Origin of the sequence: Micromonospora rosaria, from assembly GCF_001567585.1 — a bacterium.
GTDB classification, from domain to species: domain Bacteria; phylum Actinomycetota; class Actinomycetes; order Mycobacteriales; family Micromonosporaceae; genus Micromonospora; species Micromonospora rosaria.
Map to the genome: position 1 here is coordinate 62657 of NZ_LRQV01000005.1, position 25100 is coordinate 87756.

Annotated in this window: 24 protein-coding genes and 3 pseudogenes; 8 read left to right on the forward strand and 19 right to left on the reverse strand. The window is 72.5% G+C overall.

The genetic code is table 11. From position 1 onward, the window contains the following. Positions 1 to 16: 16 nt before the first annotated feature. The 8 genes and pseudogenes from AWW66_RS02830 to AWW66_RS02855 form a co-directional block, all read right to left on the reverse strand. Positions 17 to 403 carry a cytidine deaminase gene (locus AWW66_RS02830; protein WP_067359714.1) on the reverse strand — a complete coding sequence of 129 codons (387 nt, stop codon included), beginning with the start codon at positions 401 to 403 and terminating at the stop codon, positions 17 to 19. Beyond that, positions 396 to 1811 (reverse strand): hemolysin family protein, encoded by a 1416-nt coding sequence (locus tag AWW66_RS02835; protein ID WP_157527090.1) that lies wholly within the window; start codon positions 1809 to 1811, stop codon positions 396 to 398. Before AWW66_RS02835 ends, AWW66_RS02830 begins: the two co-directional genes overlap by 8 nt. Continuing rightward, positions 1787 to 2260, reverse strand: a complete 474-nt coding sequence (gene ybeY / locus AWW66_RS02840) for an rRNA maturation RNase YbeY (protein ID WP_067359716.1) — start codon at positions 2258 to 2260, stop codon at positions 1787 to 1789. The genes AWW66_RS02835 and ybeY overlap by 25 nt, the downstream gene beginning before the upstream one ends. A 76-nt stretch (positions 2261 to 2336) precedes the next feature. Continuing rightward, a pseudogene (locus tag AWW66_RS35060) lies at positions 2337 to 2699 on the reverse strand (PhoH family protein); the annotation flags it as partial. A 264-nt stretch (positions 2700 to 2963) separates the two neighbouring features. Beyond that, positions 2964 to 3512, reverse strand: a pseudogene (locus AWW66_RS36195) (LAGLIDADG family homing endonuclease); the annotation flags it as partial. 212 nt (positions 3513 to 3724) lie between these two features. Further along, a pseudogene (locus tag AWW66_RS35070) lies at positions 3725 to 4466 on the reverse strand (PhoH family protein); the annotation flags it as partial. Between the two features lie 236 nt (positions 4467 to 4702). Next, a complete protein-coding gene (locus AWW66_RS02850) occupies positions 4703 to 6079 on the reverse strand; it encodes a serine hydrolase domain-containing protein (RefSeq protein ID WP_067359718.1) in 1377 nt (458 codons plus the stop codon). 17 nt (positions 6080 to 6096) lie between these two features. Then, on the reverse strand, positions 6097 to 6447 hold the full coding sequence (locus AWW66_RS02855; RefSeq protein WP_067359719.1) for a histidine triad nucleotide-binding protein: 351 nt from the start codon (positions 6445 to 6447) through the stop codon (positions 6097 to 6099). A gap of 103 nt (positions 6448 to 6550) precedes the next feature. Between AWW66_RS02855 and AWW66_RS02860 the strand changes: the two genes are divergently transcribed. Together AWW66_RS02860 and ppk2 are read left to right on the forward strand one after the other, a co-directional pair. After that, entirely contained in the window at positions 6551 to 7312 is a 762-nt protein-coding gene (locus tag AWW66_RS02860) for an SDR family NAD(P)-dependent oxidoreductase (RefSeq protein ID WP_067359720.1), read from the forward strand. A 144-nt stretch (positions 7313 to 7456) separates the two neighbouring features. After that, on the forward strand, positions 7457 to 8368 hold the full coding sequence (gene ppk2 / locus AWW66_RS02865) for a polyphosphate kinase 2 (RefSeq protein WP_067359721.1): 912 nt from the start codon (positions 7457 to 7459) through the stop codon (positions 8366 to 8368). A 68-nt stretch (positions 8369 to 8436) separates the two neighbouring features. Here ppk2 and AWW66_RS02870 read toward each other — a convergent pair whose 3' ends face one another. The 3 genes from AWW66_RS02870 to hrcA are packed head-to-tail and all read right to left on the reverse strand — an operon-like array spanning position 8437 to position 11390. Continuing rightward, a complete protein-coding gene (locus tag AWW66_RS02870) occupies positions 8437 to 9171 on the reverse strand; it encodes a 16S rRNA (uracil(1498)-N(3))-methyltransferase (RefSeq protein WP_067359722.1) in 735 nt (244 codons plus the stop codon). Between the two features lies 1 nt (position 9172). Continuing rightward, positions 9173 to 10312, reverse strand: a complete 1140-nt coding sequence (dnaJ, locus tag AWW66_RS02875; RefSeq protein ID WP_211271821.1) for a molecular chaperone DnaJ — start codon at positions 10310 to 10312, stop codon at positions 9173 to 9175. 55 nt (positions 10313 to 10367) lie between these two features. Then, on the reverse strand, positions 10368 to 11390 hold the full coding sequence (gene hrcA / locus AWW66_RS02880; RefSeq protein WP_067359724.1) for a heat-inducible transcriptional repressor HrcA: 1023 nt from the start codon (positions 11388 to 11390) through the stop codon (positions 10368 to 10370). 277 nt (positions 11391 to 11667) lie between these two features. Here hrcA and AWW66_RS32310 point away from each other — a divergent pair, with 277 nt between their 5' ends. After that, positions 11668 to 12462, forward strand: a complete 795-nt coding sequence (locus AWW66_RS32310; RefSeq protein ID WP_083978168.1) for a DUF4870 domain-containing protein — start codon at positions 11668 to 11670, stop codon at positions 12460 to 12462. 18 nt (positions 12463 to 12480) lie between these two features. On the opposite strand, the gene hemW is transcribed toward AWW66_RS32310, so the two are convergent. Beyond that, positions 12481 to 13710 carry a radical SAM family heme chaperone HemW gene (hemW, locus tag AWW66_RS02890; RefSeq protein WP_067359726.1) on the reverse strand — a complete coding sequence of 410 codons (1230 nt, stop codon included), beginning with the start codon at positions 13708 to 13710 and terminating at the stop codon, positions 12481 to 12483. Positions 13711 to 13722: 12 nt separating this feature from the next. Here hemW and AWW66_RS02895 point away from each other — a divergent pair, with 12 nt between their 5' ends. The 3 genes from AWW66_RS02895 (at position 13723) to AWW66_RS02905 (ending at position 17018) form a co-directional block, all read left to right on the forward strand. Further along, positions 13723 to 14520, forward strand: coding sequence for an enoyl-CoA hydratase-related protein (locus AWW66_RS02895; protein ID WP_067359727.1), 798 nt, complete (start codon positions 13723 to 13725; stop codon positions 14518 to 14520). Positions 14521 to 14901: 381 nt separating this feature from the next. After that, the gene (locus tag AWW66_RS02900; RefSeq protein WP_067359728.1) at positions 14902 to 15759 is read left to right on the forward strand and encodes a hypothetical protein; all 858 of its coding nucleotides are present in this window, start codon (positions 14902 to 14904) and stop codon (positions 15757 to 15759) included. 356 nt (positions 15760 to 16115) lie between these two features. After that, positions 16116 to 17018 (forward strand): phytanoyl-CoA dioxygenase family protein, encoded by a 903-nt coding sequence (locus tag AWW66_RS02905; protein WP_245647851.1) that lies wholly within the window; start codon positions 16116 to 16118, stop codon positions 17016 to 17018. Positions 17019 to 17171: 153 nt separating this feature from the next. Here AWW66_RS02905 and AWW66_RS02910 read toward each other — a convergent pair whose 3' ends face one another. Next, on the reverse strand, positions 17172 to 17810 hold the full coding sequence (locus tag AWW66_RS02910) for an MOSC domain-containing protein (RefSeq protein WP_067359730.1): 639 nt from the start codon (positions 17808 to 17810) through the stop codon (positions 17172 to 17174). A gap of 109 nt (positions 17811 to 17919) precedes the next feature. On the opposite strand from AWW66_RS02910, the gene AWW66_RS02915 reads away from it, so the two are divergent. After that, positions 17920 to 18399 (forward strand): hypothetical protein, encoded by a 480-nt coding sequence (locus tag AWW66_RS02915; protein WP_083978169.1) that lies wholly within the window; start codon positions 17920 to 17922, stop codon positions 18397 to 18399. Continuing rightward, a complete protein-coding gene (locus AWW66_RS02920; RefSeq protein ID WP_067359731.1) occupies positions 18396 to 18716 on the forward strand; it encodes a winged helix-turn-helix domain-containing protein in 321 nt (106 codons plus the stop codon). The genes AWW66_RS02915 and AWW66_RS02920 overlap by 4 nt, the downstream gene beginning before the upstream one ends. Positions 18717 to 18827: 111 nt before the next feature. Here AWW66_RS02920 and AWW66_RS02925 read toward each other — a convergent pair whose 3' ends face one another. From AWW66_RS02925 to lepA, 6 genes are all read right to left on the reverse strand, one after another. Next, positions 18828 to 19658, reverse strand: coding sequence for a carbohydrate ABC transporter permease (locus AWW66_RS02925; RefSeq protein ID WP_067359732.1), 831 nt, complete (start codon positions 19656 to 19658; stop codon positions 18828 to 18830). Then, entirely contained in the window at positions 19655 to 20638 is a 984-nt protein-coding gene (locus AWW66_RS02930; RefSeq protein ID WP_067359733.1) for a carbohydrate ABC transporter permease, read from the reverse strand. The genes AWW66_RS02925 and AWW66_RS02930 overlap by 4 nt, the downstream gene beginning before the upstream one ends. Further along, complete coding sequence (locus AWW66_RS02935; protein ID WP_067359734.1) at positions 20635 to 21921, reverse strand: sugar ABC transporter substrate-binding protein; 1287 nt, start codon at positions 21919 to 21921, stop codon at positions 20635 to 20637. The genes AWW66_RS02930 and AWW66_RS02935 overlap by 4 nt, the downstream gene beginning before the upstream one ends. Before the next feature lie 229 nt (positions 21922 to 22150). Next, entirely contained in the window at positions 22151 to 22432 is a 282-nt protein-coding gene (locus AWW66_RS02940; RefSeq protein WP_067359735.1) for a GlsB/YeaQ/YmgE family stress response membrane protein, read from the reverse strand. A 216-nt stretch (positions 22433 to 22648) separates the two neighbouring features. Next, positions 22649 to 22933, reverse strand: coding sequence for a GlsB/YeaQ/YmgE family stress response membrane protein (locus tag AWW66_RS02945; RefSeq protein ID WP_067359736.1), 285 nt, complete (start codon positions 22931 to 22933; stop codon positions 22649 to 22651). A gap of 289 nt (positions 22934 to 23222) precedes the next feature. After that, positions 23223 to 25100: a translation elongation factor 4 gene (gene lepA / locus AWW66_RS02950; RefSeq protein ID WP_067359737.1), complete on the reverse strand. Its 1878-nt coding sequence runs from the start codon at positions 25098 to 25100 to the stop codon at positions 23223 to 23225.

Sequence of the window (25100 nt, forward strand, 5' to 3'; positions counted from 1 at the left end):
CGGTCGCCCCGCCCGGTCACTCGGTCACCGTGCCGAGCAGCGAGCCGTCCGGGGCGGCCACGTGGATCGGGGCGTCGGTGGCGAGGTCACGGACCGCCGCGTGCCCGGCGCCGTCCAGGGTCGAGGCCTCGGTCACCACCACCGCCGCCTCCAGCCGGGTCGCACCGGCGGCGACCGCCGAGGCGACGGCGAGCTGGAGGGCGGTGACGGTCAACGAGGGCAGCGAGACGCTCGCCGCCGCGTACGTCCGGCCGTCCTGGTCCCGGACCGCCGCGCCCTCGACCGCGCCGACCCGGCCCCGCGCACCCCGGGCCAGCACGACCAGCTTGGCGTCCTCGGCGCCCAGTTCGGCCGCTTCGGACGGGGTGGGTCGGCTGGTGGGTACGGCGGAAGACTCAGGCATCAGCGGGTTGCCTCTCCTCGGATCGGTTCTCGTTGTCCCGGGGCTCGGCCTGCGCGCCCTGCCCCGACTCGTCCTGCGTACCGGTCGACGCGACCCGGCTGACCAGCAGGGTGTCGATCCGGTTCCGCCGGCCCGTGGTGCCCTCGGCGACCAGCCGGAGCCCGGCCACCTCGGCCTCGGCGCCGGGGATCGGAACCCGGCCCAGGGCCTGGGCCAGCAGGCCACCCACCGTCTCCACCTCGTCGGTGGGCAGGTCGGTGTCGAACAGCTCGCCGAGATCCTCGACCGGGAGCCGGGCGGTGACCCGGACCGACCCGTCGTCGAGGTGCTCGACCGGCGGACGTTCGACATCGTACTCGTCGGTGATCTCCCCGACGATCTCCTCCAGGATGTCCTCGATGGTGACCAGGCCACCGGTGCCGCCGTACTCGTCGACGACGATCACCAGGTGGTTGCGGGCGGCCTGCATCTCCGACAGCAGGTCGTCGACCGGCTTGGACTCCGGCACGAAGGTCGCCGGGCGCATCAGCTCGGAGACCCGGCAGCGCAGGTCCTCGGGGGCGCCACCCTGGGTGCGCCGGACCAGGTCCTTGAGGTAGAGCACGCCGAGCACGTCGTCCACGTTCTCGCCGATCACCGGGATCCGGGAGAAGCCGGAGCGCAGGAAGAGCGCCAGCGCCTGGGAGAGGGTCTTGCCCTGCTCGATCCAGACCATCTCGGTGCGCGGCACCATCACCTCGCGGGCGATCGTGTCGCCGAGCGCGAAGACCGACTGGATCATCTGCCGCTCGCCGTGCTCGACCACCCCGCGCTGCTCGGCCAGGTCGACCATCTCCCGCAGTTCGAGCTGGGTGGCGAACGGCCCCTCGCGGAAGCCGCGCCCCGGGGTCACCGCGTTGCCGATCAGGATCAGCAGCGACGCGAGCGGGTTCAGCACCCGCCCCAGCCAGCGGACCAGCGGCGCCGCCGCGCGACCCACCGGGTACGCGTGCTGCCGGCCGAGGGTACGCGGGCCGACGCCCACCACCACGAAGCTGACCACGGTCATCGCCCCGGCGGTGATCAGCGCCGCCCGCCAGCCGGCCCCGAAGGTGTCCACCGCGACCAGCGCCACCAGCGTGGTCGCGGTCAGCTCGGCGAGCAGCCGGAGCAGGAGCAGCAGGTTGAGGTGCCGGACCACGTCACCGGCGACCACCTGGAGGGTCCGCGCGCCGCGCGCCCCGTCGCGGGCCAGCTCGGCGGCGCGGGCCGGGGAGACCGCGGTCAGCGCCGCCTCGGTCATCGCGATCAGGCCGGCGAGCACCACCAGACCCGCCGCGAAGAAGATCAGTTGCAGGTCGGGCAGGCCGGCGGCGGTCGCTGCCGCGAGTGTCGGGGTGTCCATCACCGGGACCGGGTCGACCGCCAGCTCGACAGCAGCCGGGCCTGGAGGGCGAACATCTCCCGCTCCTCCTCCGGCTCGGCGTGGTCGTAGCCGAGCAGGTGCAACACCCCGTGCACGGTGAGCAGGTGCAGCTCGTCGGCGGGGGTGTGGCCGGCGGTCGCCGCCTGCTTGGCCGCCACCTCCGGGCAGAGCACGATGTCACCGAGCAGCGCCGGCTCGCCGCCGGGGCCGTTGGCCTCCCCTGGGCCGTGGTCGACGCTCCCCTCGTCCATCGGGAAGGCCAGCACGTCGGTCGGCCCGTCGCCGCCCATCCAGCGGTGGTTCAGCTCGGACATGTACTCGATGTCGATCAACAGCACGGAGAGCTCGGCGAGGGGGTTGACCCCCATCTCGTCGAGGGCGTGCCGGGCGACGGCGAGGACGGCGTCGGTGTCGACCTCGGCGCCGGACTCGTTCGCGATCTCGATGGACAACTGTTTCCCCTGCTCTGGTGGCTACTGTGGCGCCGCCTCGGGCGGCGGCCGGGCGGCCCGCCCGGGCGGCGGACCGTCAGCGGCGCCGGCCGGCCCGGCCGCCCTGGGCGGCCCGCCCCGGCACGGCGCGCACGTTCTGCGCCTGCTCGTTCTCCCGCTCGGCGTCCCAGCGGGCGTACGCGTCGACGATCTCCCCGACCAGCCGGTGCCGCACCACGTCGGCGCTGGACAGCTGGGCGAAGTGCACGTCCTGCACCCCCTCCAGGATCTCCCGGACCACCCGCAGGCCGCTGGTCGTCCCGCCGGGCAGGTCGACCTGGGTGACGTCACCGGTGACGACGATCTTGGAACCGAAGCCCAGCCGGGTGAGGAACATCTTCATCTGCTCGGGCGTGGTGTTCTGCGCCTCGTCCAGGATGATGAACGCGTCGTTCAGGGTGTTGTGCGTCACCAGGAAGTCGTCGGTGACGTACAGCGAGTCCTCCGCCGCGACCTGGATGCACATCGTCTCCTGCACACCGGCCGGAACGATCGAGTCGATGAAGCGCATGGGTCGGCCGCCGCCCTGCTCGTCGTACCGCTGACGCTTGCGGGACAGACGGAACGGCGGGATGCCGGCGGGAAGCCGGATCTCCACGACGTAGGCGTCGGCTCGGTACGGGACCGGCCGCCCGTTGGCCAGGCCGGGCTTGCGCCCCTCGGCCGGGCGGACCCGCCAGGTGGCCACCCCGCCGAGCGACTGAACGAGGTAGACGACGTCGTCGCGCAACCGGACGGAGGTCGTGCAGTACTGCACCCGACAGCTACGCCCCGGCTGAAGGGACGGTCCGCCATCGGTGTCCAGCAGGCCCTGCAGGACGGCCAGTCGAACATCGAGGCTGTTGTACTTGTAGACGTCGGGCACGAACTTGGTCCCCGACCTCTTTCCGGCCAGGCCCAGCTCACGAATGGCGAGCGTCACCGGGTTGGCCACGATCACGCCGCCCCGACGGCCCTTCACATGCCGCAGCACGTAGTCGTAGTCACCCTTGCCGACCAGCTCGATGTCGGGAACCGCCCGCTCGATCGCGGCGACGAGCTCCGGATCCGCCGTGCTGAAGGTCGGCGTCGCCCGGGACGAGATGCACCCGTCCCCGAGCAGCAGGCCGAGCGCGTACGGATCGAGCGGAACGTCCTTCGACTCCATCTCGACGGGCGCGACGACGGGAAGCTCGTACCGGCGGGTGTGGCCGCGCCACTCCCTGCCGATCATCTCCTGCGTCTCGAGAGTGCGTCGCCGCCCACGCCGCTTGTCGTCCGGCGTGGCGACGGTCCAGAGGTGCTCACCGCAGCAGACGGTGGACGCCCCGTCCTGGGTGGTGACCCGATAGACCTCCTTGCGCCCCTGCGGATAGATGCCGATGACCGGTGTCGGCGTGCCGTTCGAGCCGATCACCAGGTCTCCGACCCGCAGTGCCCCGAAGGGCTTGAACCCCTCCGGGGTCAGCACCCGGGCGTCGTACGGCTGCGCCCGGCCCCGCATGTACGCCAGCGGGGCGACCTCGATCGTGCCGGCCGCCATCAGCTTCGGGATCGACTCGGGGTCGAGCATGTCGTGCAGCGCGTCGTAGAGCGGGCGCAGGTACGGGTCGATCTTCTCGTTGAGCGTGCCGGGCAGGAAGCCCAGCCGCTCGCCGGCCTCGACCGCCGGGCGGGTCAGGATGATCCGGTTGACCTGCTTGGCCTGGAGCGACTGGACGGCCTTCGCCATGGCCAGGTAGGTCTTGCCGGTGCCGGCGGGACCGATGCCGAAGACGATCGTGTGCGCGTCGATGGCGTCCACGTAGCGCTTCTGGCCGAGGGTCTTGGGACGGATGGTGCGACCGCGCCGGGAGAGGATGTTGAGCGTCAGGACCTCGGCGGGCCGCTCGGCGCTGCCCTGCTCGAGCATGCCGACGGTACGCCGGACGGCGTCAGTGGTCAGGGTCTCGCCTTTCTCGATGAGTTCGAGCAGCTCACCGAAGAGCCGCTCGGCGAGGGCGTTGTCCGCCGGCGAACCGGTGATGGTGATCTCGTTGCCGCGTACGTGCACGTCGCTGACGACCGAGCGCTCGACGAGCCGCAGGATCTCGTCCCGCGCGCCGAGCAGGTTGACCATGATCTTGGAGTCGGGAACCGTGATCCTGGTCTGCACCCGGGGCGGGCCGGGAGGTGGGGTGCCGGTCATAGGTCGGGCCGAGGGGCCCTGCGCCACCTGCTCTCGATCTCTGCGCCAGCCCTGCTGACGCGCGGCGTACGAACGTTGCTTCCATGGTATCGGGTCCGCCGGGGCCGCACCTCGCCCATTTCGGCCGGGTGCGGCCCCGGCCGGGACCCGCCGCCCCCGGCGGCCCTACCGGGGGGTGAGAAGGTGCCCCTTCTCGACCGTGGAGGTTAAGAAGGGACCCCTCCTTACCCCGGGGTTCAGCCGCCGGCGCGGAAGTCGTAGCGGTCGAAGGCCTCCTGCGCACGGGTGAAGCGGTACGTGGCCCAGTGCATCCGGACCACCGCGCCCCGCTCGTCCCGGGTCAGCCGGAGCAGCTCCCCGACCTCCCGACCGGAGACCGTCCGGAACACGTCCGGGCGCTGCGGCACCGGCGCGAAGACGGCCGGCGGCTTCCCGGCCGGGTCGTCCACGCCCCGGGCCCGCAGGGTGCCGTCGTGCCAGGAGAAGACGTACTCGAAGCCCTCCCCCCACCAGCGGCCGAGCAGGCCGCGCAGGTGCGGTGGCGCGGGCGGGCCGGGTCGCCACGGCTCGACGTCGGCCGGGTCGTCCTCGACCGCGGCGGCGAGCAGCCGGTGCGGCAGGTCCAGCAGCTCGGCGGCGGTACCGGAGGAGCCCAGCACCGCGCACCCCATGGCGGCCGGGGTGCCGTCGCCGCCCCGGCGGCCGTACACCCCGGCCAGGAAGCCGGGCATCGCCCCGTCGTGCCCGACGTGCACCACCCGGTCCGGCTGCGGCACCAGGAGCAGCCCGAGCCCGAACCCCGCCGTCCAGTGGGCCTCGTCGGTGGTGGTCACCGGCCAGCGCATCTCGTCGAGGGTGGCCGGGGCCAGCACCGCGCCCGTCGGGTCGACCGTGGCCGGGTCGGCGAGGAACGCCGCCCAGCGGGCCATGTCGGCGGCGGTGCTCCACAGCTGCGCGGCCGGGGCGAGCGCACCGAGGTCGGTCGGGGGCTCCGGGTGCGCCTCGTCGGAGTACGCGTCGACCAGGTACCCGGTGGCCGCCGTCGGTCCCGGCTGCGGGCCGGTGGCGGTCAAGCCGAGCGGGGTCAGCACCCGCTCCGCGAGCACCTCGTCCCAGGTGCCGCCGCGCAGCCGGGCCACCAGCTCACCGAGGACGGCCAACCCCAGGTTCGAGTAGTGGAACCGGCGGGCCGGGGGCAGCACCCGCTCGGCGCGGGCCAGGTCGGCGACGAGCCCCGCGACGTCCGGCGTCCGCAGCGTGTCCCAGACGTCGCCGAACGGCTCGCGTTGCAGGCCGGCGGTGTGCGACAGCAGCCGGCGGACGGTCGCCCCGCCGTGCGCGGGCAGGTCCAGGTGGCGGCCCACCGGGTCGTCGAGGTCGAGCAGGCCGTCGTCGCGGCACTGGAGCACCAGGACGGCGGTGAGGGTCTTGGTCACCGAGCCGATCCGGAACCGGGTCGCCGGGCCGAGCTCGGCTCCGTTGCCCGGGTCGCCGACGGTGCAGCTCCACGCCGGGCGGTCCGCCCGGTGCAGCGCCGCCGCCACCGCGGGCACCCGGGCCCGCGCCTGCACCTGCCGGACCAGCCGCGCCAGGCGGTCGTTCGACGCCGTCACCGTGCGTACCCCGCCGCTCAGCGGGCCAGCATCGGGCCGAGCGGGGCGCCGCCGAGCAGGTGCGCGTGGACGTGGAAGACCTCCTGGCCGCCGTACGCCCCGGTGTTGAACATCAGCCGGAAGCCGTCGCCGAGCAGCCCCTCCTCCTCGGCCACCGTGGCGGCCGTGGCCAGCACCTCGCCGGCCAGCGCCGGGTCACCCTGGCCGAGCGTCGCCACGTCGGCGTAGTGCTCCTTCGGGATGACCAGCACGTGCACCGGCGCCTTGGGCGTGATGTCGCGGAAGGCCAGGGTCTTGTCGGTCTCCCGGACGATGGTGGCGGGGATCTCGCCGGCCACGATCCGGCAGAACAGGCAGTCGCTCTCCATCCGGGCATGCTAAGCGGTCCGCCCGGCCCGCCGTACGCCTCCCGGAGGTCGCCACCACGGGGGCGGTCCGACCTGGTCGTGGACGCGCCGGCATGATGTCGGCGTGACTTCACGAGCGGTACTGGTGACGGGGGCGTCGCGCGGCATCGGCCGGGCGGTGGCCGAGGCGTTCGCGGCCGGCGGCGACCGGGTGGCGGTGCACCACCGCGACTCGGCCGACCTCGCCGAACGGCTCCGCGCCGAACTGCCCGGCGACGGGCACGTGGTGGTGCAGGCCGACCTGGCCGACCCGGACGCGGTCCGGGCGATGGTGGACCGGGCGGCCGACCTGCTCGGTGGGCTCGACGTCCTGGTCAACAACGCCGGGGTGTTCGGCCCGGCCGACCCGCCGCACCCGGTCTTCGAGACCGGCTACGACCAGTGGCGGCAGCGGTGGCGCGAGATCGTCGACACCAACCTGCTCGGCGCGGCCAATGCGGCCTGGTGCGCCGCCCAGCACATGCGCGACCGGGGCGGGCGGATCGTCAACGTCTCCTCCCGGGGCGCCTTCCGGGGCGAGCCGGCCAACCCGGCGTACGGGGCGAGCAAGGCGGGGCTGAACAGCATGGGCCAGTCCCTGGCGGTGGCGCTGGCCCCGTACGGGATCGCGGTGGCCACCGTCGCGCCCGGGTTCGTGGCGACCGACATGACCAACGAGCACCTGAAGGCGCCGCGCGGCGCGGCGGTCCGGGCGCAGAGCCCGTTCAACCGGGTGGCCGAGCCGACCGAGATCGCCGCCGCCGTGCACTGGCTGGCCTCGCCGGAGGCGGAGTGGGCCTCCGGCACCATCGTCGACCTCAACGGCGCCTCCTACCTCCGCTCCTGAGGTGCAAGGAAGGGCCCCCTGTTAACGCTTCCGGTAGAGGAAGGGCCCCTTCTTAACACCTGTGAGCCGAAGGCGGGGCGAGCTGCCGGGGAGGTCACGTCGGGCAGGGTGGTTCGACGTCCCGGCGGGGTAAGAAGGACCGACATGGCCGACACCCCGCTGCTGGACCTCACCGACGACTACCGGGTGGCCGACGGCCACGACGACGACCCCGTCCTGCTCCGCCCCGACGGCAGCCCGGTGGACACCTGGCGCGAGGACTACCCGTACGACCACCGGATGGAGCGCGACGATTACGACCGGCAGAAGCGGCTGCTCCAGATCGAACTGCTCAAACTCCAGGACTGGATCAAGGATTCCGGCGAGCGGCTGGTGATCATGTTCGAGGGCCGGGACGCGGCCGGCAAGGGCGGCACGATCAAGCGCTTCATGGAACACCTGAACCCGCGCGGGGCGAAGGTGGTGGCATTGACGAAGCCGAACGAGCGGGAGTCCACCCAGTGGTACTTCCAGCGGTGGATCAACCACCTGCCGGCGGCCGGGGAGATCGTGCTCTTCGACCGGTCCTGGTACAACCGGGCCGGGGTCGAGCGGGTGATGGGGTTCTGCACCCGCAAGGAGTACCTGGAGTTCCTCCGCCAGGCCCCGGAGCTGGAACGGATGCTGACCCGCTCGGGGATCCGGCTGGTCAAGTTCTGGTTCTCGGTGTCGCGCAACGAGCAGCGCACCCGGTTCGCCGTCCGACAGGTCGACCCGGTACGGCAGTGGAAGCTGTCGCCGATGGACATCGCCTCACTCGACAAGTGGGACGAGTACACCGAGGCCAAGGAAGCGATGTTCTTCTACACCGACACGGCGGACGCGCCGTGGACCGTGGTGAAGAGCAACGACAAGAAGCGCGCCCGGCTGGAGGCCATGCGCCACGTGCTCAACCGCTTCGGGTACGCCGACGCCGACCGCGAGGTGGTCGGGACGCCGGACCCGCTGATCGTCGGGCCGGCCGGGCTGGACCTGCGCCCCGACGACCAGCCGGTGCACATCTTCCCCCGGCTGTGAGCGAGCCGGCGGACAGTGGTTAAGAAGGGGCCCCTGCTCTACCGAATGCGTTAACAGGGGGCCCTTCCTTACCAGCGGGCGAGGCGGGTGGCGAGGACGGCGAGCGCGGCCACCCCGGCGGTGGAGGTACGCAGCACCGTCGGGCCGAGCCGGACCGGGCGGGCACCCGCCTGCGCGAAGGTCGCCACCTCCGCCTCGCTGACCCCGCCCTCCGGGCCGACCACCAGGACGATCTCCCCGGCCGTCGGCAGCTCGACGGTGCTCAGCCGCTCCCGCGCCCCCTCGTGCAGCACGAACGCGGCGGCGGCCCCGGCGAGCCGGCGGGCCACGGTCGGGGTCGACTCGTCCGGCGCGCCGGCCACCACCGGCAGCCACGCCCGGCGGGCCTGCTTGGCCGCCTCCCGGGCGGTGGCCGTCCACTTCTGCCGGGCCCGTACGCCCCGGTCACCGCGCCACTGCACGACCGAGCGGGACGCCGCCCAGGGCACGATCTCGTCCACCCCGACCTCGGTCATCGCCTGCACGGCCAGTTCGCCCCGGTCGCCCTTGGCGATGCCCTGCACCACCACCAGCCGGGGGACGGACGCGTCCACGTATCCCCGGGAGGTGACCTCGATCTCCAGGCTGCCCCGGCCGACGGCGGTGACCACGGCGGCGGCGGTGCCGCCCCGGCCGTCGGCGAGGAGCAGCTCCTCGCCGACCCGCAGGCGCTGCACGGTGGCCGCGTGGTGGCCCTCCGGGCCGTCGAGGGTGAGCTGGTCCCCGGTCGGCAGCGACTCGACCAGGAACAGCGGCGCCGACACCTCAGGCGTGCCCGTTGAAGGCGTCCCGCATCCGGGAGAAGAAGCCGCCCTGCTTGCTCAGCTCGGCGACCTCCTCGCCCCGGGTCTTGGCGAAGTCGCGCAGCATCCGCTCCTGGTCGGCGTCGAGCTTGGTCGGGGTCCGCACGTCCAGGTGGACGTAGAGGTCACCCCGGCCGGTGCCGCGCAGGTGCGGTACGCCCCGGGCGCGCAGCCGCAGCGTGCTGCCCGGCTGGGTGCCGGGCTTGACGTCGACGGACTCCTCGCTGTCCAGCGTCTTGATGGTCAGCCGGGTGCCCAGCGCGGCGGCGGTCATCGGCACGGTGACCCGGCAGTGCAGGTCGTCGCCCTTGCGGGAGTAGACGTCGTGCGGGCGCTCGTGGATCTCCACGTACAGGTCGCCGGGGGTGCCCCCACCGGGGCCCACCTCGCCCTGCTGGGCCAGCCGGATCCGCATCCCGTCCTCCACCCCGGCGGGGATCTTGACGGTCAGCGAGCGGCGGGTCCGGACCCGGCCGTCACCGGCACAGGTCGCGCAGGGGTGCGGGATCGTGGTGCCGTACCCCTGGCAGACGGTGCAGGGCCGAGCGGAGACCACCTGGCCGAGGAAGGTGCGCTGCACCGACTGCACCTCGCCCCGACCCTGGCACGCCTCGCAGGTGGCCAGGTGGGTGCCGGCGGCGGTGCCCGCACCGGAACAGGTGGTGCAGAGCACGGCGGTGTCGACGGTGATCGGCGCCTCCACCCCGAACGCCGTCTCGTTCAGGTCCAGCTCCAGCCGCAGGATCGCGTCGGCCCCGGGGCGGGTCCGTGGACGGGGGCCCCGGGTGGCACCGGCGGCACCACCGAAGAACGCGTCCATGATGTCCTGGAAGCCGGCGAACGGCCCGGCTCCCGGCCCGCCCGGACCGGCCGCCCCACCACCGGGGGCCAGCGGGTCCCCGCCCAGGTCGACGATCTGCCGTTTCCGGTCGTCCGAGAGGACCTCGTACGCGGCGTTGATGTCCTTGAACTTCTCCTGGGCCTCCGGGTCCGGATTCACGTCCGGATGGAACTGCCGCGCCAGCTTGCGGTAGGCGCGCTTGATCTCGTCATCGGAGGCTTCCCGGCTCACGCCGAGAATGCCATAGTAGTCCCTGGCCACTGCGTCCCGTGTCCTCATGTTCGTCTCGCTCTGCGCCGGTCGTCGGCCCGACTGATCAGTTCTGGGCCAGCAGCTCGCCCACGTAGCGTGCCACGGCTCGCACCGTGGCGATGGTGCCGGGGTAGTCCATCCGGGTCGGCCCCAGCACACCCAGGCCACCCACGATGGTGGCACCCGGGCCGTAGCCGGTGCTGACCACCGACGCGGCCCGGAGGTTGTCGATCTCGTTCTCGTCGCCGATCAGCACCCGGGTCGTGCTCGGCTCGGCCTCGCCGATCAGCTTGAGCAGGACGACCTCCTCCTCCAGCGCCTCCAGGATCGGCCGCAGCGAACCCTGGAAGTCGAGCAGGCCGCCCCGGGTCAGGTTGGCGGTGCCGGCCAACGCGATCCGCTCCTCGTGCCGCTCGACAAGCGTCTCCAGCAGCACGGTGGAGAGCGTGGTCATGGCCGGCCGCACCTGCGCCGGGGCCTCCTCGACCAGCGCCTGCACCAGCGGCGGGGTCTCCGACAGCCGGGTACCGACCAACTTCTCGTTCATCAGCCGACGCAGGTCGGTGACGTCGTCGGCGCAGATCGGGGCGGGCAGCTCGACCAGCCGCTGCTCGACCCGACCGGTGTCGGCGATCATGACCAGCATCAGCCGGGTGGTGGAGATCGGCACCAGCTCCAGGTGGCGGACCGAGGACCGGGCCAGGCTGGGGTACTGCACCACGGCCACCTGCCGGGTGAGCTGGGCCAGCAGCCGGACCGTGCGGTGCACCACGTCGTCGAGGTCGACCGCCCCCACCAGGAACCGCTCGATGGCCCGGCGCTCGGCCGGGCTGAGCGGCTTCACCCGGGACAGCCGGTCGACGAAGAGGCGGTAGCCCCGGTCGGTGGGCACCCGGCCGGCGCTGGTGTGCGGCTGCCGGATGTAGCCCTCCTCCTCCAGCACCGCCATGTCGTTGCGGACCGTCGCCGGGGAGACCCCGAGCTGGTGCCGCTCGACCAACGCCTTGCTGCCGACCGGCTCCTGGGTGGCGACGTAGTCCTCGACGATCGCGCGCAGCACGGCGAGTTTGCGGTCGTCGAGACCCATCTCCCCACCTCCTGTCGCACGTCGGCCACGCCGCGCCCGCCCGTGGGCCGGTGCGGCCGGACCGACCCGCCCCGGCCGCACCAGCCGGGGTCGAGGCCGCGCCCTGGCACTCGACTGTAGCGAGTGCCAGTCTACGTCGGCTGCCCCCACCGGCGCGATGATCAGTGACGGACCACGCGCCCGTCGATGTCTACGCGTGGCGGCGGCCGATCGAGCCGGCCGATCGAGCCGGTGTCACTCTGGTGCCACCTTGCCGGCTGCACCTACCGTGACCTCCATGACTGAACCGCCTCGCCCACCCGGATCGGGCGACCCCGGCGTCCCGCCGGACCCGACCTCACCGCTGCCCCCCGCCGGCCCCTCCGGCTACGAACCGCCCACGGCCCCACTGTCCGGGACGCCCACCCCGGGCGGCTACCCCCCACCCGGTGGATATCCGCCACCGGAGCAGCCGGTCTCGGGCGGGGCCCACCCTCCGTCGGACGCTCCCCCGCCCGGCAACTATCCCCCGGCCGGTGGATATCCCCCGCCGGGCGTCGGGTACCCGACCGGCGGCGGCTACGGCGCGGCTCCGGACGGCGGCGGCTACGGCACGGGACCGGGCGGCGCGGGACCGGGCGGCGGCGGCTACGGTGCGGGACCGGGCGGTGGCTACGGTGCGGGACCGGGCGGCGGCTACGGCGCAGGACCGGGCGGCGGGTACGGGGCGCCGCCGGGGTATCCCACCGCCGACGACAAGACCTGGGCGCTCGTCTCCCACTTCGGCGGGGCGCTCGGGGTGGTCGTCGGCGGCGGCCTGATGGGCTGGGTGGCGCCGCTGATCGCGCTGACCGCCAAGGGGCAGCAGTCGCCGACCGCGCGGGCGCACGCGGTCGCCGCGCTCAACTTCCAGCTCACCTGGGTGATCGCGCTCGCCGCCAGCATCGTGCTGGGCATCATCACCTGCGGCCTGCTGGCCTTCGTGCCGTTCGTCGTCGGCCTGGTCCCGTTGATCTTCGGCATCGTCGGTGGCGTCAAGGCCAACGAGGGCACGCTGTACCGCTACCCGATGACGTACCACTTCGTGAAGTGAGCCGGCCGCCGGGCGGGCTCAGGGCAGCAGGTCGCGGACCACGGCGTCGGCGAGCAGCCGGCCCCGGAGGGTGAGCACGGCGGAGCCGTCGGCGTACCGGGCCGGATCGAGCAGCCCGGCGGCCAGGGCCCGCTCGGCACCGGCCCGCCCCGGCTCGTCGAGCACCGCCAGCGGTAGCCCCTCGGCGAGCCGGAGTCGCAGCATCACGTCCTCCATGTGCGCCTCGGCGGCGGTGAGCACCTCCCGGGCCTGCCCCGGGGACCGCCCCTGCGCCAGCCTGCCCGCGTACGCCGTGGGGTGTTTGACGTTCCACCAGCGCACGCCGCCGACGTGGCTGTGCGCCCCCGGGCCGAGGCCCCACCAGTCCCCGCCGGTCCAGTAGAGCAGGTTGTGCCGGCACCGGGCGGCCGGCGTCCGCGCCCAGTTGGAGACCTCGTACCAGGAGAAACCGGCCGCGCCGAGGGCGGCCTCCGCGGCCAGGTAACGGTCCGCCGCGACGTCGTCGGAGGGGTACGGCAGCTCGCCCCGGCGCATCCGCGCGGCCAGCCGGGTGCCGTCCTCCACGATCAGGGCGTACGCGCTGACGTGGTCGACCCCGGCGGCGATCACCTCGTCGAGGCTGGCGGCGAAGTCCTCCGCGCGCTCCCCCGGGGTGCCGTAGATCAGGTCCAGGTTGACGTGGTCGAACCCGGCGTCGCGGGCCTCCCGGGCGGCGGCGGTGGCCCGGCCGGCGCTGTGCCGCCGGTCGAGGATCGCCAGCACCCCGGGCGCGGCGGACTGCATGCCCAGCGAGATGCGGGTGTAGCCGGCGGCGCGCAGGGCCTTCAGCGACCCCGGGGTCACCGACTCCGGGTTCGCCTCGGTGGTCACCTCCGCGTCGGCCGCCAACCCCCAGGTGCGGTCGATCGCGTCCAGGATCCGGGCCAGGTCGTCGGCGGGCAGCAGGGTCGGGGTGCCGCCGCCGACGAAGACTGTCGACACCCGGGGCGGCGGGGTGTCGCCGAGCACCCGCCCGGCGAGCGCCAGCTCGGCCAGGACGGTGTCGGCGTACTCCTCCCGGCTGGCCCCGCCGCCCAGCTCGGCGGCGGTGTACGTGTTGAAGTCGCAGTAGCCGCAGCGGCTGGCGCAGAACGGGACGTGGAGGTAGACGCCGAAGCCCCGCGCGCCGACGGCGGCGGTGGCGGATTCGGGCAGCGAACCGTCGACGGGGACGGTCTCACCTTCTGGGAGGAGGCCAGGCACAGCCACTAGTGTGCCCGCATGACCTCTCCCGACCCCCTGGTGCGGGTCACCACGTCCCGTGGGGTGACCACCCTCACCCTGGACAGCCCGCACAACCGCAACGCCCTCTCCACGCCGCTGATGACCCAGTTGCTGGCCGGGCTGGCGACCGCCGTCGCCGACGACGCCGTCCGGGTCGTCGTGCTCGACCACACCGGCCCGGTCTTCTGCTCCGGCGCCGACCTGAAGGAGACCGCCGCCGCGTACGCCAGCGGGACCGTGCCGGCCGGGATGCTCGGCGACGTGCTGGCCGCCGTCCGGGAGTGCCCCAAGCCGGTGTTGGCCCGGGTCGCCGGGCCGGCGCGGGCCGGCGGACTGGGCCTGATCGCGGCGGCCGACCTGGCGGTCTGTGCCGAGGCGGCCACCTTCGCCTTCACCGAGGTCCGGATCGGGGTGATCCCGGCGGTGATCTCGGCGACCGTGCTGCCCCGGCTGCTCCCCCGGGCCGCCGCCGAGCTGTACCTGACCGGGGACACCTTCGACGGCCGGCGGGCCGCCGAGATCGGCCTGGTCACCACCGCCGTGCCGGCGGCGGAGCTGGACGCGACGGTGGCCCGGTACTGCGCCTCCCTGGTCCGGGGCGCCCCCGGGGCGCTGGCCGGGGCCAAGGAGCTGCTGCGCCGGCCGGCCGCCACCGACCTGCGGGACGAGATCGCCGCGCTGGCCGCCCTGTCGACCGGCTACTTCCTCTCCGCCGAGGGGCGCGAGGGCGTGCGGGCGTTCCGGGAGAAGCGGGACGCGAGCTGGGTGCCCGCCCCGGCCGACCCCCCGGCATAGCCCGGACCGCCCGGCCCTCCGGCATAGCCCGGACCGCCCGGCCCTCCGGGGTAGCCGGGACGGGCCGGCTCCCCGGTCCAGCCGGGACGGGCTGGTCCCCCGGTGTGACCGGGACCGGCCGGCCCTGCGGTGCAGCCTGGACCGGCCACGGCCCGAGCCGACCGGGGCCGGGCCGCCGACCGGTGGTCCCCCACGGCGGCCCTCCGCGCCCGGCTCGTCGTCGGCGTCCGGGTGGTTCACGGCCGTTTCACCCGACGCGGCGGGGGAACGCCGGTCGCCGACCGCCGGCTGTCGCGGAAACGCGGCGGAACGTGACGATCCGGGCGGACGGGCTGATCAACGCCGGCCGAGACGTACTCTTGTCGGACCGTCGAACAGGGGGTGTGGGTGCGCACACGGGCAGCCGTCGCAAGCGGTGTCGTTCTCGCGGTCGTCGCCGTTCTCGGGATCTGGGTGGTCGCCCGGCAGGTCGGTCAGTTCCAGGTCACCTTCGCCAGCCGGGGCTGCACGGTCCAGGCGGACGGTCGGGTCGGCCTCGACTCCCACCAGATGGCCAACGCGGCCACCATCGCCGCGATCGGCATCCAGCGCGGCATGCCCGAGCAGGCCGTGGTGGTCGCCCTGGCCACCGCGTACCAGGAGTCGAGCCTGCGCAACCTGGCCGGCGGCGACCGGGACTCGGTGGGGCTGTTCCAGCAGCGCCCCAGCCAGGGCTGGGGCACGCCGGCCCAGATCCGCGACCCCCGGTACGCGGCCAAGCGCTTCTACGCCGCGCTGAAGAAGGTCAAGGGCTGGGAGGAGATGCGGGTCACCGACGCCGCCCAGGCGGTCCAGCGGTCGGCCTTCCCCGAGGCGTACGAGAAGTGGGCGGACGACTCGCAGGTGCTCACCCGCGCCCTGCTCGGCCAGGCGACCGGCGCGGTGGCCTGCACGATCGGCACCGAGCCGGCGATGCGCGGGGACGCCGCCACGGCGGAACTGACCCGGGCGCTGACCCTGGACTGGGGGCTGCCCGGCGCGGAGTCGCCGGCCGACCTGACCGGGCTGGTGGTGCCCGCCGCCAAGGAGCGCGACGGCTGGCGGTACGCGCACTGGCTCGTCGCGCACGCCCGGGACCACGGGGTGAAGCGGGTCAGCTTCGCCGGCCTGGAGTGGACCTCGAAGCAGGGCAGCTGGGGCAGGGCCGCCGACGGCGGCTCGGAGTCACGGGTGGTCGCCGAGGTGTTCGGCGACCTCTGACCCGCCGGCCCTGACCCGCCCGCCGCTGACGCGCCCACGGCTGACCCGCCGGCTCTGACGCGCCCGCTGCTGACCCGCCGGCCGGGGCGCTCACCTGTCGACCGGGGCGACCACTCTTCGACCGGGCGATCACCACCCGAACCGCACGAAACGCACAATCGCCCACATCCGGCAAGCAGCCGGATAGCGCGGCATACCACCGTGCGGCGAGCACTCGCCGGAGTCGCCCCATCGCCCCTGGTCAACGGCGATGCGGATCCGGGACCTGTGGCCCTTCCCCCGCCCCGGCGACCGCGCGTTACCATCGGCGACCTGTGCCAGAAATGGTTCCACCTCATGGGGAGGGGTACGACGCGGTGTTCGATTACGAGGGCCGGACCGGTTACGAACCGATCAGCGACACCGACCGCAAGGAGTTCCACGAGCAGGGCTTCATGCTCCTGCGGAACGTGCTGACGGAGGACCACCGGGCCGCCCTGGAGGAAGCCGTCGACCGCGTCTACGCGGAGGAGAAGGCCAAGGGCAACACCACCAAGGACGGCACCCTGCACCTGCTGGGCTTCCTGGAGCGTGACGAGCTCTTCGGTGAGCTGCTCACCCACCCGATCGCCTTCCCGTACATGTGGGGGCTGGCCGGCTGGAACATCTACACCCACCACAACCACCTGGACGTCACCCCGCCGGCGCTGGAGCCGGAGAAGCCGTACTGGGGCTGGCACCAGGACGGGTACCGGCAGAACTCCGACCCGGAGACGATGGACCCGAACCTGCCCCGGCCGATGTTCTCGCTGAAGGTCGCGTACGTCCTGTCCGACCTGTCGGAGACCGGGCGCGGCGCCACCAAGGTCATCCCGGGCAGCCACCTGTGGAACTCCCTGCCCCGGCCGGACGACCTGACGGTGCACAACCCGGACCCGGAGGGCACGGTGGAGATCACCGCCAACCCGGGTGACGCGTTCATCTTCGACCGTCGCCAGTGGCACTCCCGGTCGACGAACCTGTCCACCATCACCCGCAAGATGCTCTTCATCGGCTACACGTACCGGTGGATCCGCCCGCTGGACGAGCTGCACATCGACAAGGACGGCGAGTGGTGGGCCAACCGCTCGCCGGTGCAGCGCCAGCTCTGCGGCGAGGGTACGCACACCGCCAACTACTGGGGCATCAACTGGAACGGGTACATCGACGACGAGATCCCGCTGCGCAAGGAGCTCAAGGAGCGCGGCCTGCTCGACCGCAGCGTCCCCTGGCTCCGCTGAGCTGAAAGGAAGGGCCCCCTGTTAACGCTTCCGGTATAGCAGGGGGCCCTTCTTAACACCCGCCGCCGGCCGGTTCGCCCGGCGGGTAGCGCGGCCGGCGGGTAGCGCGGCAGTCGGCGGGTAGCGCGGCCGGCGGTCGGGGACCGGCGGCGGTCAGGGCCGGCCGGCGAGGCGGCGGCTGACCTTCTCCCGGATCGACTCGGGCAGCTCGGGCGCGTCCAGCAGCCGGGGCAGCAGCTCCGGCTCCAGGTTGGTGGCCCGGAACACCTCACCGATGGTGACGCCGTGCTCCGGCCGCGCCACGACCTGCACCGGGTCCCCCGCGCTCACCTCTCCCTCGCGCAGCACCCGCAGGTACGCCCCGGGCACGGCCCGGGCGGTGAACCGCTTGATCAGGTCGGGCATCCCCCAGAAGCCGGCGAACGTCCGGCACGGCGTACGCGGCTTGGTCACCTGGAGCAGCGCCGAGCCGACCAGCCACTGCTCGCCGACGACCGCGCCGGTGACGTCCACCCCGTGCGTGGTCAGGTTCTCGCCGAAGCCGCCGGGCCGGATCTCGCGGCCCACCTCGGCCGCCCACCAGGCCGCGTCCTCCTCGGCGTAGGCGTAGAGCGCCTGGTCGGGGCCTCCGTGGTGGGCCCGTTCGGCGATGAAGTCCCCGACCACCCCGTGCCACCGCACCGGCACCGGCCCCTCCGCGGGCCGCTTGTCGATCCCGCTGCGACCGCTCGCGTCGCCCGCCCACTGTGCCTCGGTCACCACGCCGAGGTTCACCGCCGTCACCCTGCCCATGGCGGCCAGCGTAACGTCTCGCCGAATCGGAAAGCACTTGCCGAGCAGGAAAGTCCGCGGTTAACTTTCCTGGCAGGAAAGCACTCTCCCCCTCGGCAAGGAGACCGTCGTGACCGAGCCCGCCATCTCCCCCACCGCCGCCGCCGACGCGCTCACCGAGATCCGAAACCGCCGCGACCAGGCGATCGACGCCACCCTCGTACCCGGCTGGTACTGGCCGGCGGTGGGCGGGCTGATGGTCGCCTTCACCGCTGCGGTCGAGACAGCCCGGCCGTGGGTGGTCGCGGTCGGGTCCGTCGGGTACGCCCTGGGCCTGGGCGCCCTGGTCACCCGGGTCGCGCTGCGCCACCGCGCCCAGGTCCGCAACGACCTGCTCGGCGTCCGGGGCGGCCTCGCCATCGTCGGGTACGTGCTCACCCTGGTCGCCCTCGGCCTCGGCAGCGGGTTCGCCGCCGACGCGGCCGGGTTGTCCTGGCCGGCCACCATCGGTGCCGGCGCCACCGGCTTGACCATGGCGCTCAGCGGGCACCGGCTGACGGGATACCTTCGCAGCGTGATGAGCGCCCGGCCGATCGGCGGCGGCCGGTGACCGCGCCCCGCTTCGACGAGCTGATCCACGCGCCGACCCGGCTGTCCCTGGTCAGCCTGCTCGCCGCCACCGACTGGGCCGAGTTCCGGTACCTGCGCGAGCAGCTCGACCTGTCCGACTCCGCCCTCTCCAAGCAGCTCTCCGCCCTGGAGCAGGCCGGGTACGCCGAGATCCGCAAGAGCTTCGTGGGCAAGCGGGCCCGGACCTCGGTGACGTTGACCCGGCGGGGCCGGGACGCCTTCGCGGGTCACGTCGCGGCGTTGCAGGAGATCGTGGCCCGGGCCGGCGCGACCGTCACCCCCGCCGCCGACCACTGACCGCCCACACCCCGGCCGCGCCCCGCCCAGCCGCGCGCCGCCCCCGATCCGGGTGTTAGGAAGGGGCCCCTTTACTACCGAATGCTTTAACAGGGGGCCCTTCCTTGCACCTCAGCCCTTGACGGCGCCAGCTACCAGGCCGGTGACCATCCGGCGCTGCACCAGCAGGAAGAAGACGATCACCGGCAGGGTGATCAGGGTGGAGGCGGCCATCACCGGGCCCCAGGCGGTGTCGTCCCGGCCGAAGAAGAAGGTCATCGCCACCGGCAGGGTGTACTTCTCCTGGTCGTTGAGGAAGGTCAGCGCGAAGATCAGCTCGTTCCACGCGGTGATGAAGGAGAAGATGCTGGTGGCGACGAGACCGGGGGCGACCAGCGGGAAGAGGATCCGCCGGAAGATCTGCGCCCGGCTGGCCCCGTCGATCGCCGCCGCCTCCTCCAGCTCCTTCGGCACCGCCGCGACGAACCCCCGCAGCATCCAGACCGCGAACGGCAGCGAGAAGCCGAGGTACGTCAGGATCAGGCTGGGCAGGGTGTTGTAGAGCCCGAGCCGCTGGATCATCAGGAACAGCGGGATGACCAGGGCCTCCAGCGGGATCATCTGCACCACCAGCAGCATGATCAGGAAGCTGGTCCGCAGGGAGAACCGGAACCGGGCCACGGCGGTCGCGGCGAGCAGCGCGACCAGCCCGCTGAGCAGGACCGTGGCCGCCGCGACCAGGAGACTGTTGCGGAAGAAGTCGACGAAGGACACCCCGGGGATGAGGTTGCCGGTGAGGATGTCCCGGTAGTGCGCCAGGGTCGGCTCGGTGGGCACCGGGCGCGGGGTGGCGGAGAAGATTTCCCGGCTCGGTTTGAGCGAGGTGGCGACCATCCAGTAGACGGGGAAGGCCGCGAAGAGCGCCACCAGCAGGCCGGCGCCGTTGAGGGCGAACCGTTTCACGACTCCTCCTGGCGCAGCACCATGCGGACGTAGAACCCGGTCACCACCAGCAGGATCACCGTCAGGATCACCGCGATCGCGGCGCCGAGACCGTACTTGGGCGGTGGCGAGAAGGCCTCGGCGTACGAGTAGATGGAGAGCATGAAGGTCGACCGGTCCTGGGTGCCACCGGCCAGGACGAACTGCTGGGTGAAGACCTTGAAGTCCCAGATGGTGGAGAGCACGACCAGGATCGCGAAGACCGGCCGCAGCAGCGGGAACGTCACCGACCAGAACACCCGCCACGGGCCGGCCCCGTCCACCCTGGCCGCCTCCTGCAGTTCGCTCGGCACGCTCTTGAGCCCGGCCAGCACGCTGACCGCGATGAACGGGAACGAGTGCCAGACCACCACCAGGGTGAGGATGGCGAAGAAGAGCAGCGGCGAGTTGAACCAGCCGTACCCGGTCCAGTCGCTGCGCCCGAAGAGCGCGGTGGAGAGCCCGTCAGGCAGCGCGTTGAACAGCCAGGTCACCAGTCCACTGGTGTCGTCGAAGATCCACTTCCAGACGATCGTGCCGGTGAGCGCCGGGGTGGCCCAGGCGAGCATCACGCAACTGCCGACGAAGGTGGCCATCCGCCGGCCGAGCCGGTTCAGCAGCAGCCCGACCAGCGTGCCGAGCACCATGGTCAGCGCCACGGTGGCGACGGCGAAGAGCACCGTGTTGCGCAGCACGGTGTGGAAGAACGGGTCGCCGAGGATCTGGAGGTAGTTGTCCAGCCCGACGAAGGGCCAGGGCCGGTCCCCGCGTACCTGCCGGACGTTGTCCAGCCGGTGGAACGACATCCACACCACCTGGCCGAGCGGCCAGAGCAGCAGCCCGCCGATCACCACCAGGCAGGGCAGGAGCAGCAGGTACGGCAGGCGGTCGGCCCGGCGACGCCGCCGGGCGGGGGTCTCCCGCGCGGCGGACGTGCCAGGGGCGTCGGTCAGCGTCGTCACTTGGCGTTGAGGATGCTTTCCATCTCGCCGGCCGCGTCGGCGGTGGCCTGATCGACGGTCTTCTGCCCCTTGATCACCGAGCTGTTCATCGCCTGGGTCACCGTCTTGGTCCGGCTCACCTCGACCCACTTCGGGGTCAGCGGGGTCAGCCGGGTGCGCTGGATGGTGGTGGCGAAGGCGGCCATGAGCTTGTCGTCGGCGTACCCGCCCCCGTTGACCAGGTCCTGGTAGACCGGGAAGAAGCCGAGGCTGTCCGCGAAGGTCTTCGCGTTCTGCTTGCTGAGCAGCACGGTCAGGTAGTCCCAGGCGAGATCCTTGCGCGGGCTGTCCTCCCAGACAGCGAGGTCGGAGCCACCGGCGAAGGCGGGGGCCGGGCGGCCGTCCGGGCCGGGGATCGGGAACGTACCCCAGACCTGCTCGATCTCCGGGTTGTCCTTCTTGATGGCGCCGGCCTGCCAGCTCCCGGCGAAGGCCATCGCCGCCTTGCCGGTGGCGAACTGAGTGCGGGCGTCGATCTCGTTCCAGCCGGCGGCGGCGGGCGGGGCCACCTTGTGCACGGTGACCAGGTCGGTCCAGAACTTCACCGCCTGCCGGGCCTGCGGCGAGGTGTACCCGGAGGTCCAGGTCCCGCCCTGCTCGGTGGCGATCTCACCGCCGGCGCCCCAGAGGAAGGAGTAGAAGGGCAGCTCCGAGTTGCCGGGCAGGGCGATGCCGTAGGTGCCGGGCTTCTTCGCCTGGACGGCCTTGGCGGCGGCGACCATCTCGTCCCAGGTGGTCGGCGGCTGCACCCCGGCCTCGGCGAACCAGTCGGCCCGGTAGTAGACGGCCCGCACCCCCGCGTACCACGGGACGCCGTACTGCCGGCCGTCGAGCTGGGCGTTGCGGACCAGGTCGGGCAGGACGTCCCGCCCCTCGGCCCACCCGCCGAAGCGGTCGGTGACGTCGGCGAGGGCCTGCTGGGCCGCCCAGCCCTGGGTCTCGGTGTTGCCCAGCTCGGTGACGTCGGGTCCCGCCCCACCGGCGAGCGCGGCCTGGAACTTCTTCGGCGCCTCCAGCCAGGGGACGTACTGGACCACGACGTCGGTGTCCGGGTGCTTCGTGCGGAACTCGGCCTCGACGCCGTCGAGGAAGGCGGTCTGCGCCTCGCTCCCCTCGCCCATCATCCAGACCGTCAGCCGGCTGTCGTCGGCGGCCGGGTCGTCGGCACCACCGCACCCGGCGATCAACATCGCGACCGAGGCCACCACGGCGGTGACCGGGGTCAGCCGTTTCCACCTGTTCACGCCACGTCTCCCTCGCACCGTCCGGCACTTACCTTCTCCGCCGCACCTTAGTAGGTAAAAATCCTTTACGACAGGGGCGAGCCCGACGGCGAGGCGACCGTACCGCAGGGGGCCTGACCCCGGCAGCGGTGACGACGGCGAGCGCGTACCCGTCGGGAGTGGACGGGCCGGACACACGCGAGGGGCGCCCGACCAGGTGGTCGGACGCCCCTCGGGTGTCGTTCGGCGCTTACCGGTGGGTGACCCCCCGGCGCCGGCCACCCACCCCGGCGACCAGGGCGACCGCGACGGCGGCCAGCAGGACCTGGATCAGCAGTTCACCCAGGTTCAGGGCGCTGCCGGTGGCGAGCCCGGTGGAGCGGGCGATCACGGTACCGAGTAGCGCGGCGCCCACACCGATGAGCATGTGCAGCCAGATCGGCATGTTCTGGCGGCCCGGCACGACCAGCCGGCCCAGCGCACCAACGATCAGGCCGACGATGAGCGCGGTGATGATTCCGGTGACGGTCACGGTCGTTCTCCTCAATATGTCTCGGGTCGTTCAGTGTCGTGACCCCACAGTTCCCGACCCGCCGAAAACTCAAACCGGTCCGGTGGACGAATCACCCGCCGGCGGGCGGGTCGGCATCCTCACCGCGAAGGGCGTACGCCGGGAGGTAAGCCCCATAACGCGACGGGCACCCGGCCATCTGGCCGGGTGCCCGTGGACGGACTGCGGGGTACGTGCCTACCGGTGGGTGACGTGGCGACGGCGTCCGACGCCAGCGACCAGCGCCACCGCGACGGCGGCCAGCAGGACCTGCAACATCAGCTCACGCCAGTCGATCCCGGCGGTCTCGGCGAACCCGCTGGCCCGGGCGATGAGCGTGCCCAGCAGGGCGGCGCCGACACCGATCAGCATGTGCATCCACATCGGCATGTTCTGGCGGCCCGGGACGACCAGGCGGCCCAGCGCGCCGACGATCAGACCAACGACGAGCGCAGTGATGATGCCCCAGACGGTGAGTTCCACGGTCGTCCTCCTCCAGCAAGGTCACACGGTGTTGTGCTTTCTCTGGTGACCTCTGGATGCCCGGGTCCGGGCGCAACCAAACCGACCGATCCCCACCGATCTCGACCGACCTCGATCGCCGACCTCGCGCCGCTGCACGAAAGACCAGTTCAACGATGTTGCCGAGGTGGTCGCGGTGGTGGCGCGACGGGACCGGAATCGGCGGCACGGCACCGTCGACAGTGGGCCGGGGCGACCTCGACCACGGATCACCCCGGCCCGCCGACAGCGGAGCGTGACCGGAAACCGGTCACTTCTTGCCGGTGGCCTTCCCGTCCCCGGAGTCGGAGGAGAGCGCGGCGATGAAGGCCTCCTGGGGGACCTCCACCCGGCCCACCATCTTCATCCGCTTCTTGCCTTCCTTCTGCTTCTCCAGCAGCTTCCGCTTCCGGCTGATGTCACCGCCGTAGCACTTGGCGAGCACGTCCTTGCGGATCGCCCGGATGGTCTCCCGGGCGATCACCCGGCTGCCGATGGCGGCCTGGATGGGCACCTCGAACTGCTGGCGCGGGATGAGGTTGCGCAGCTTCGCCGCGATGGTGGTGCCGTAGGTGTACGCCTTGTCCTTGTGCACGATCGCGCTGAACGCGTCCACCGGCTCGCCGTGCAGCAGGATGTCCACCTTCACCAGGTCGGAGGACTGCTCGCCGGAGGGCTCGTAGTCCAGCGAGGCGTACCCCTTGGTCCGGCTCTTGAGCTGGTCGAAGAAGTCGAAGATGATCTCGGCGAGGGGCAGGGTGTAGCGCAGCTCCACCCGGTCGGCGGAGAGGTAGTCCATGCCGAGCAGGCTGCCGCGCCGCCCCTGGCAGAGCTCCATCACCGCGCCGACGTAGTCGTTCGGGGTGAGCACGGTCGCCCGCACCACCGGCTCGTACACCTCGGCGATCTTGCCGGTCGGGTACTCGCTGGGGTTGGTGACGGTGAGCTCCTGGCCGTCCTCGGTGATCGCCCGGTACACGACGTTCGGCGCGGTGGAGATCAGGTCGAGATTGAACTCGCGCTCCAGCCGCTCCCGGATGATCTCCAGGTGCAGCAGGCCGAGGAAGCCGCAGCGGAACCCGAAGCCGAGCGCGCCGGAGGTCTCCGGCTCGTAGGTCAGCGCCGCGTCGTTGAGCTTGAGCTTGTCCAGCGCGTCGCGCAGGTTCGGGTAGTCGGAGCCGTCGATCGGGTACAGCCCCGAGTAGACCATCGGCTTCGGGTCCTTGTACCCGCCGAGCGCCGCCGTCGCCGGCTTGGAGTTGATGGTGACCGTGTCACCGACCCGGGACTGGCGGACGTCCTTCACCCCGGTGATCAGGTACCCCACCTCGCCGACGCCGAGCGCGTCGGCCTTCACCATCTCCGGCGAGATGACCCCGATCTCCAGCAGCTCGTGCGCCGCCCCGGTGGACATCATCTTGATCCGGTCCCGGGCGTTGATGTGCCCGTCGACCACCCGGACGTAGGTCACCACGCCCCGGTACACGTCGTACACCGAGTCGAAGATCATCGCGCGGGCCGGCGCCTCGGCCTCCCCGACCGGCGGGACGAACTGCCGGACGATCTCGTCCAGCAGGTGCGGGACGCCCTCACCGGTCTTGCCGGAGACCCGGATGCAGTCGGCCGGGTCGCCGCCGATCAGCCGGGCCAGCTCCTCGGCGTACTTCTCGGGCTGGGCGGCCGGCAGGTCGATCTTGTTGAGGACCGGGATGACGTGCAGGTCGTTCTCGAGCGCCAGGTAGAGGTTGGCCAGCGTCTGCGCCTCGATGCCCTGGGCGGCGTCGACCAGCAGGATCGCCCCCTCGCAGGCGGCCAGCGAGCGGGACACCTCGTAGGTGAAGTCGACGTGCCCCGGGGTGTCGATCATGTTGAGCACGGCGGGCTCGCCGGCCCGGTCGCCCTCCCGGATCGTCCACGGCATCCGGACGGCCTGGCTCTTGATGGTGATGCCGCGCTCGCGCTCGATGTCCATCCGGTCGAGGTACTGCGCACGCATCTGCCGTGGGTCGACCACCCCGGTGAGCTGCAACATCCGGTCGGCCAGGGTCGACTTTCCGTGGTCGATGTGGGCGATGATGCAGAAGTTCCGGATGCGCGCCGGGTCGGTGGCACCAGGAGCGTTCGCGCCGGAATCGAGCTTCGGTGGCAC

Coding starts and splice junctions, on each gene's coding strand:
- AWW66_RS02830 (WP_067359714.1), bottom strand. CDS start 403: ATGCCTGAGTCTTCCGCCGTACCCACCAGCCGACCCACCCCGTCCGAA.
- AWW66_RS02855 (WP_067359719.1), bottom strand. CDS start 6,447: ATGGAGAGCGACTGCCTGTTCTGCCGGATCGTGGCCGGCGAGATCCCC.
- ppk2 (WP_067359721.1), top strand. CDS start 7,457: ATGGCCGACACCCCGCTGCTGGACCTCACCGACGACTACCGGGTGGCC.
- hrcA (WP_067359724.1), bottom strand. CDS start 11,390: ATGGGTCTCGACGACCGCAAACTCGCCGTGCTGCGCGCGATCGTCGAG.
- AWW66_RS32310 (WP_083978168.1), top strand. CDS start 11,668: ATGACTGAACCGCCTCGCCCACCCGGATCGGGCGACCCCGGCGTCCCG.
- AWW66_RS02895 (WP_067359727.1), top strand. CDS start 13,723: ATGACCTCTCCCGACCCCCTGGTGCGGGTCACCACGTCCCGTGGGGTG.
- AWW66_RS02910 (WP_067359730.1), bottom strand. CDS start 17,810: ATGGGCAGGGTGACGGCGGTGAACCTCGGCGTGGTGACCGAGGCACAG.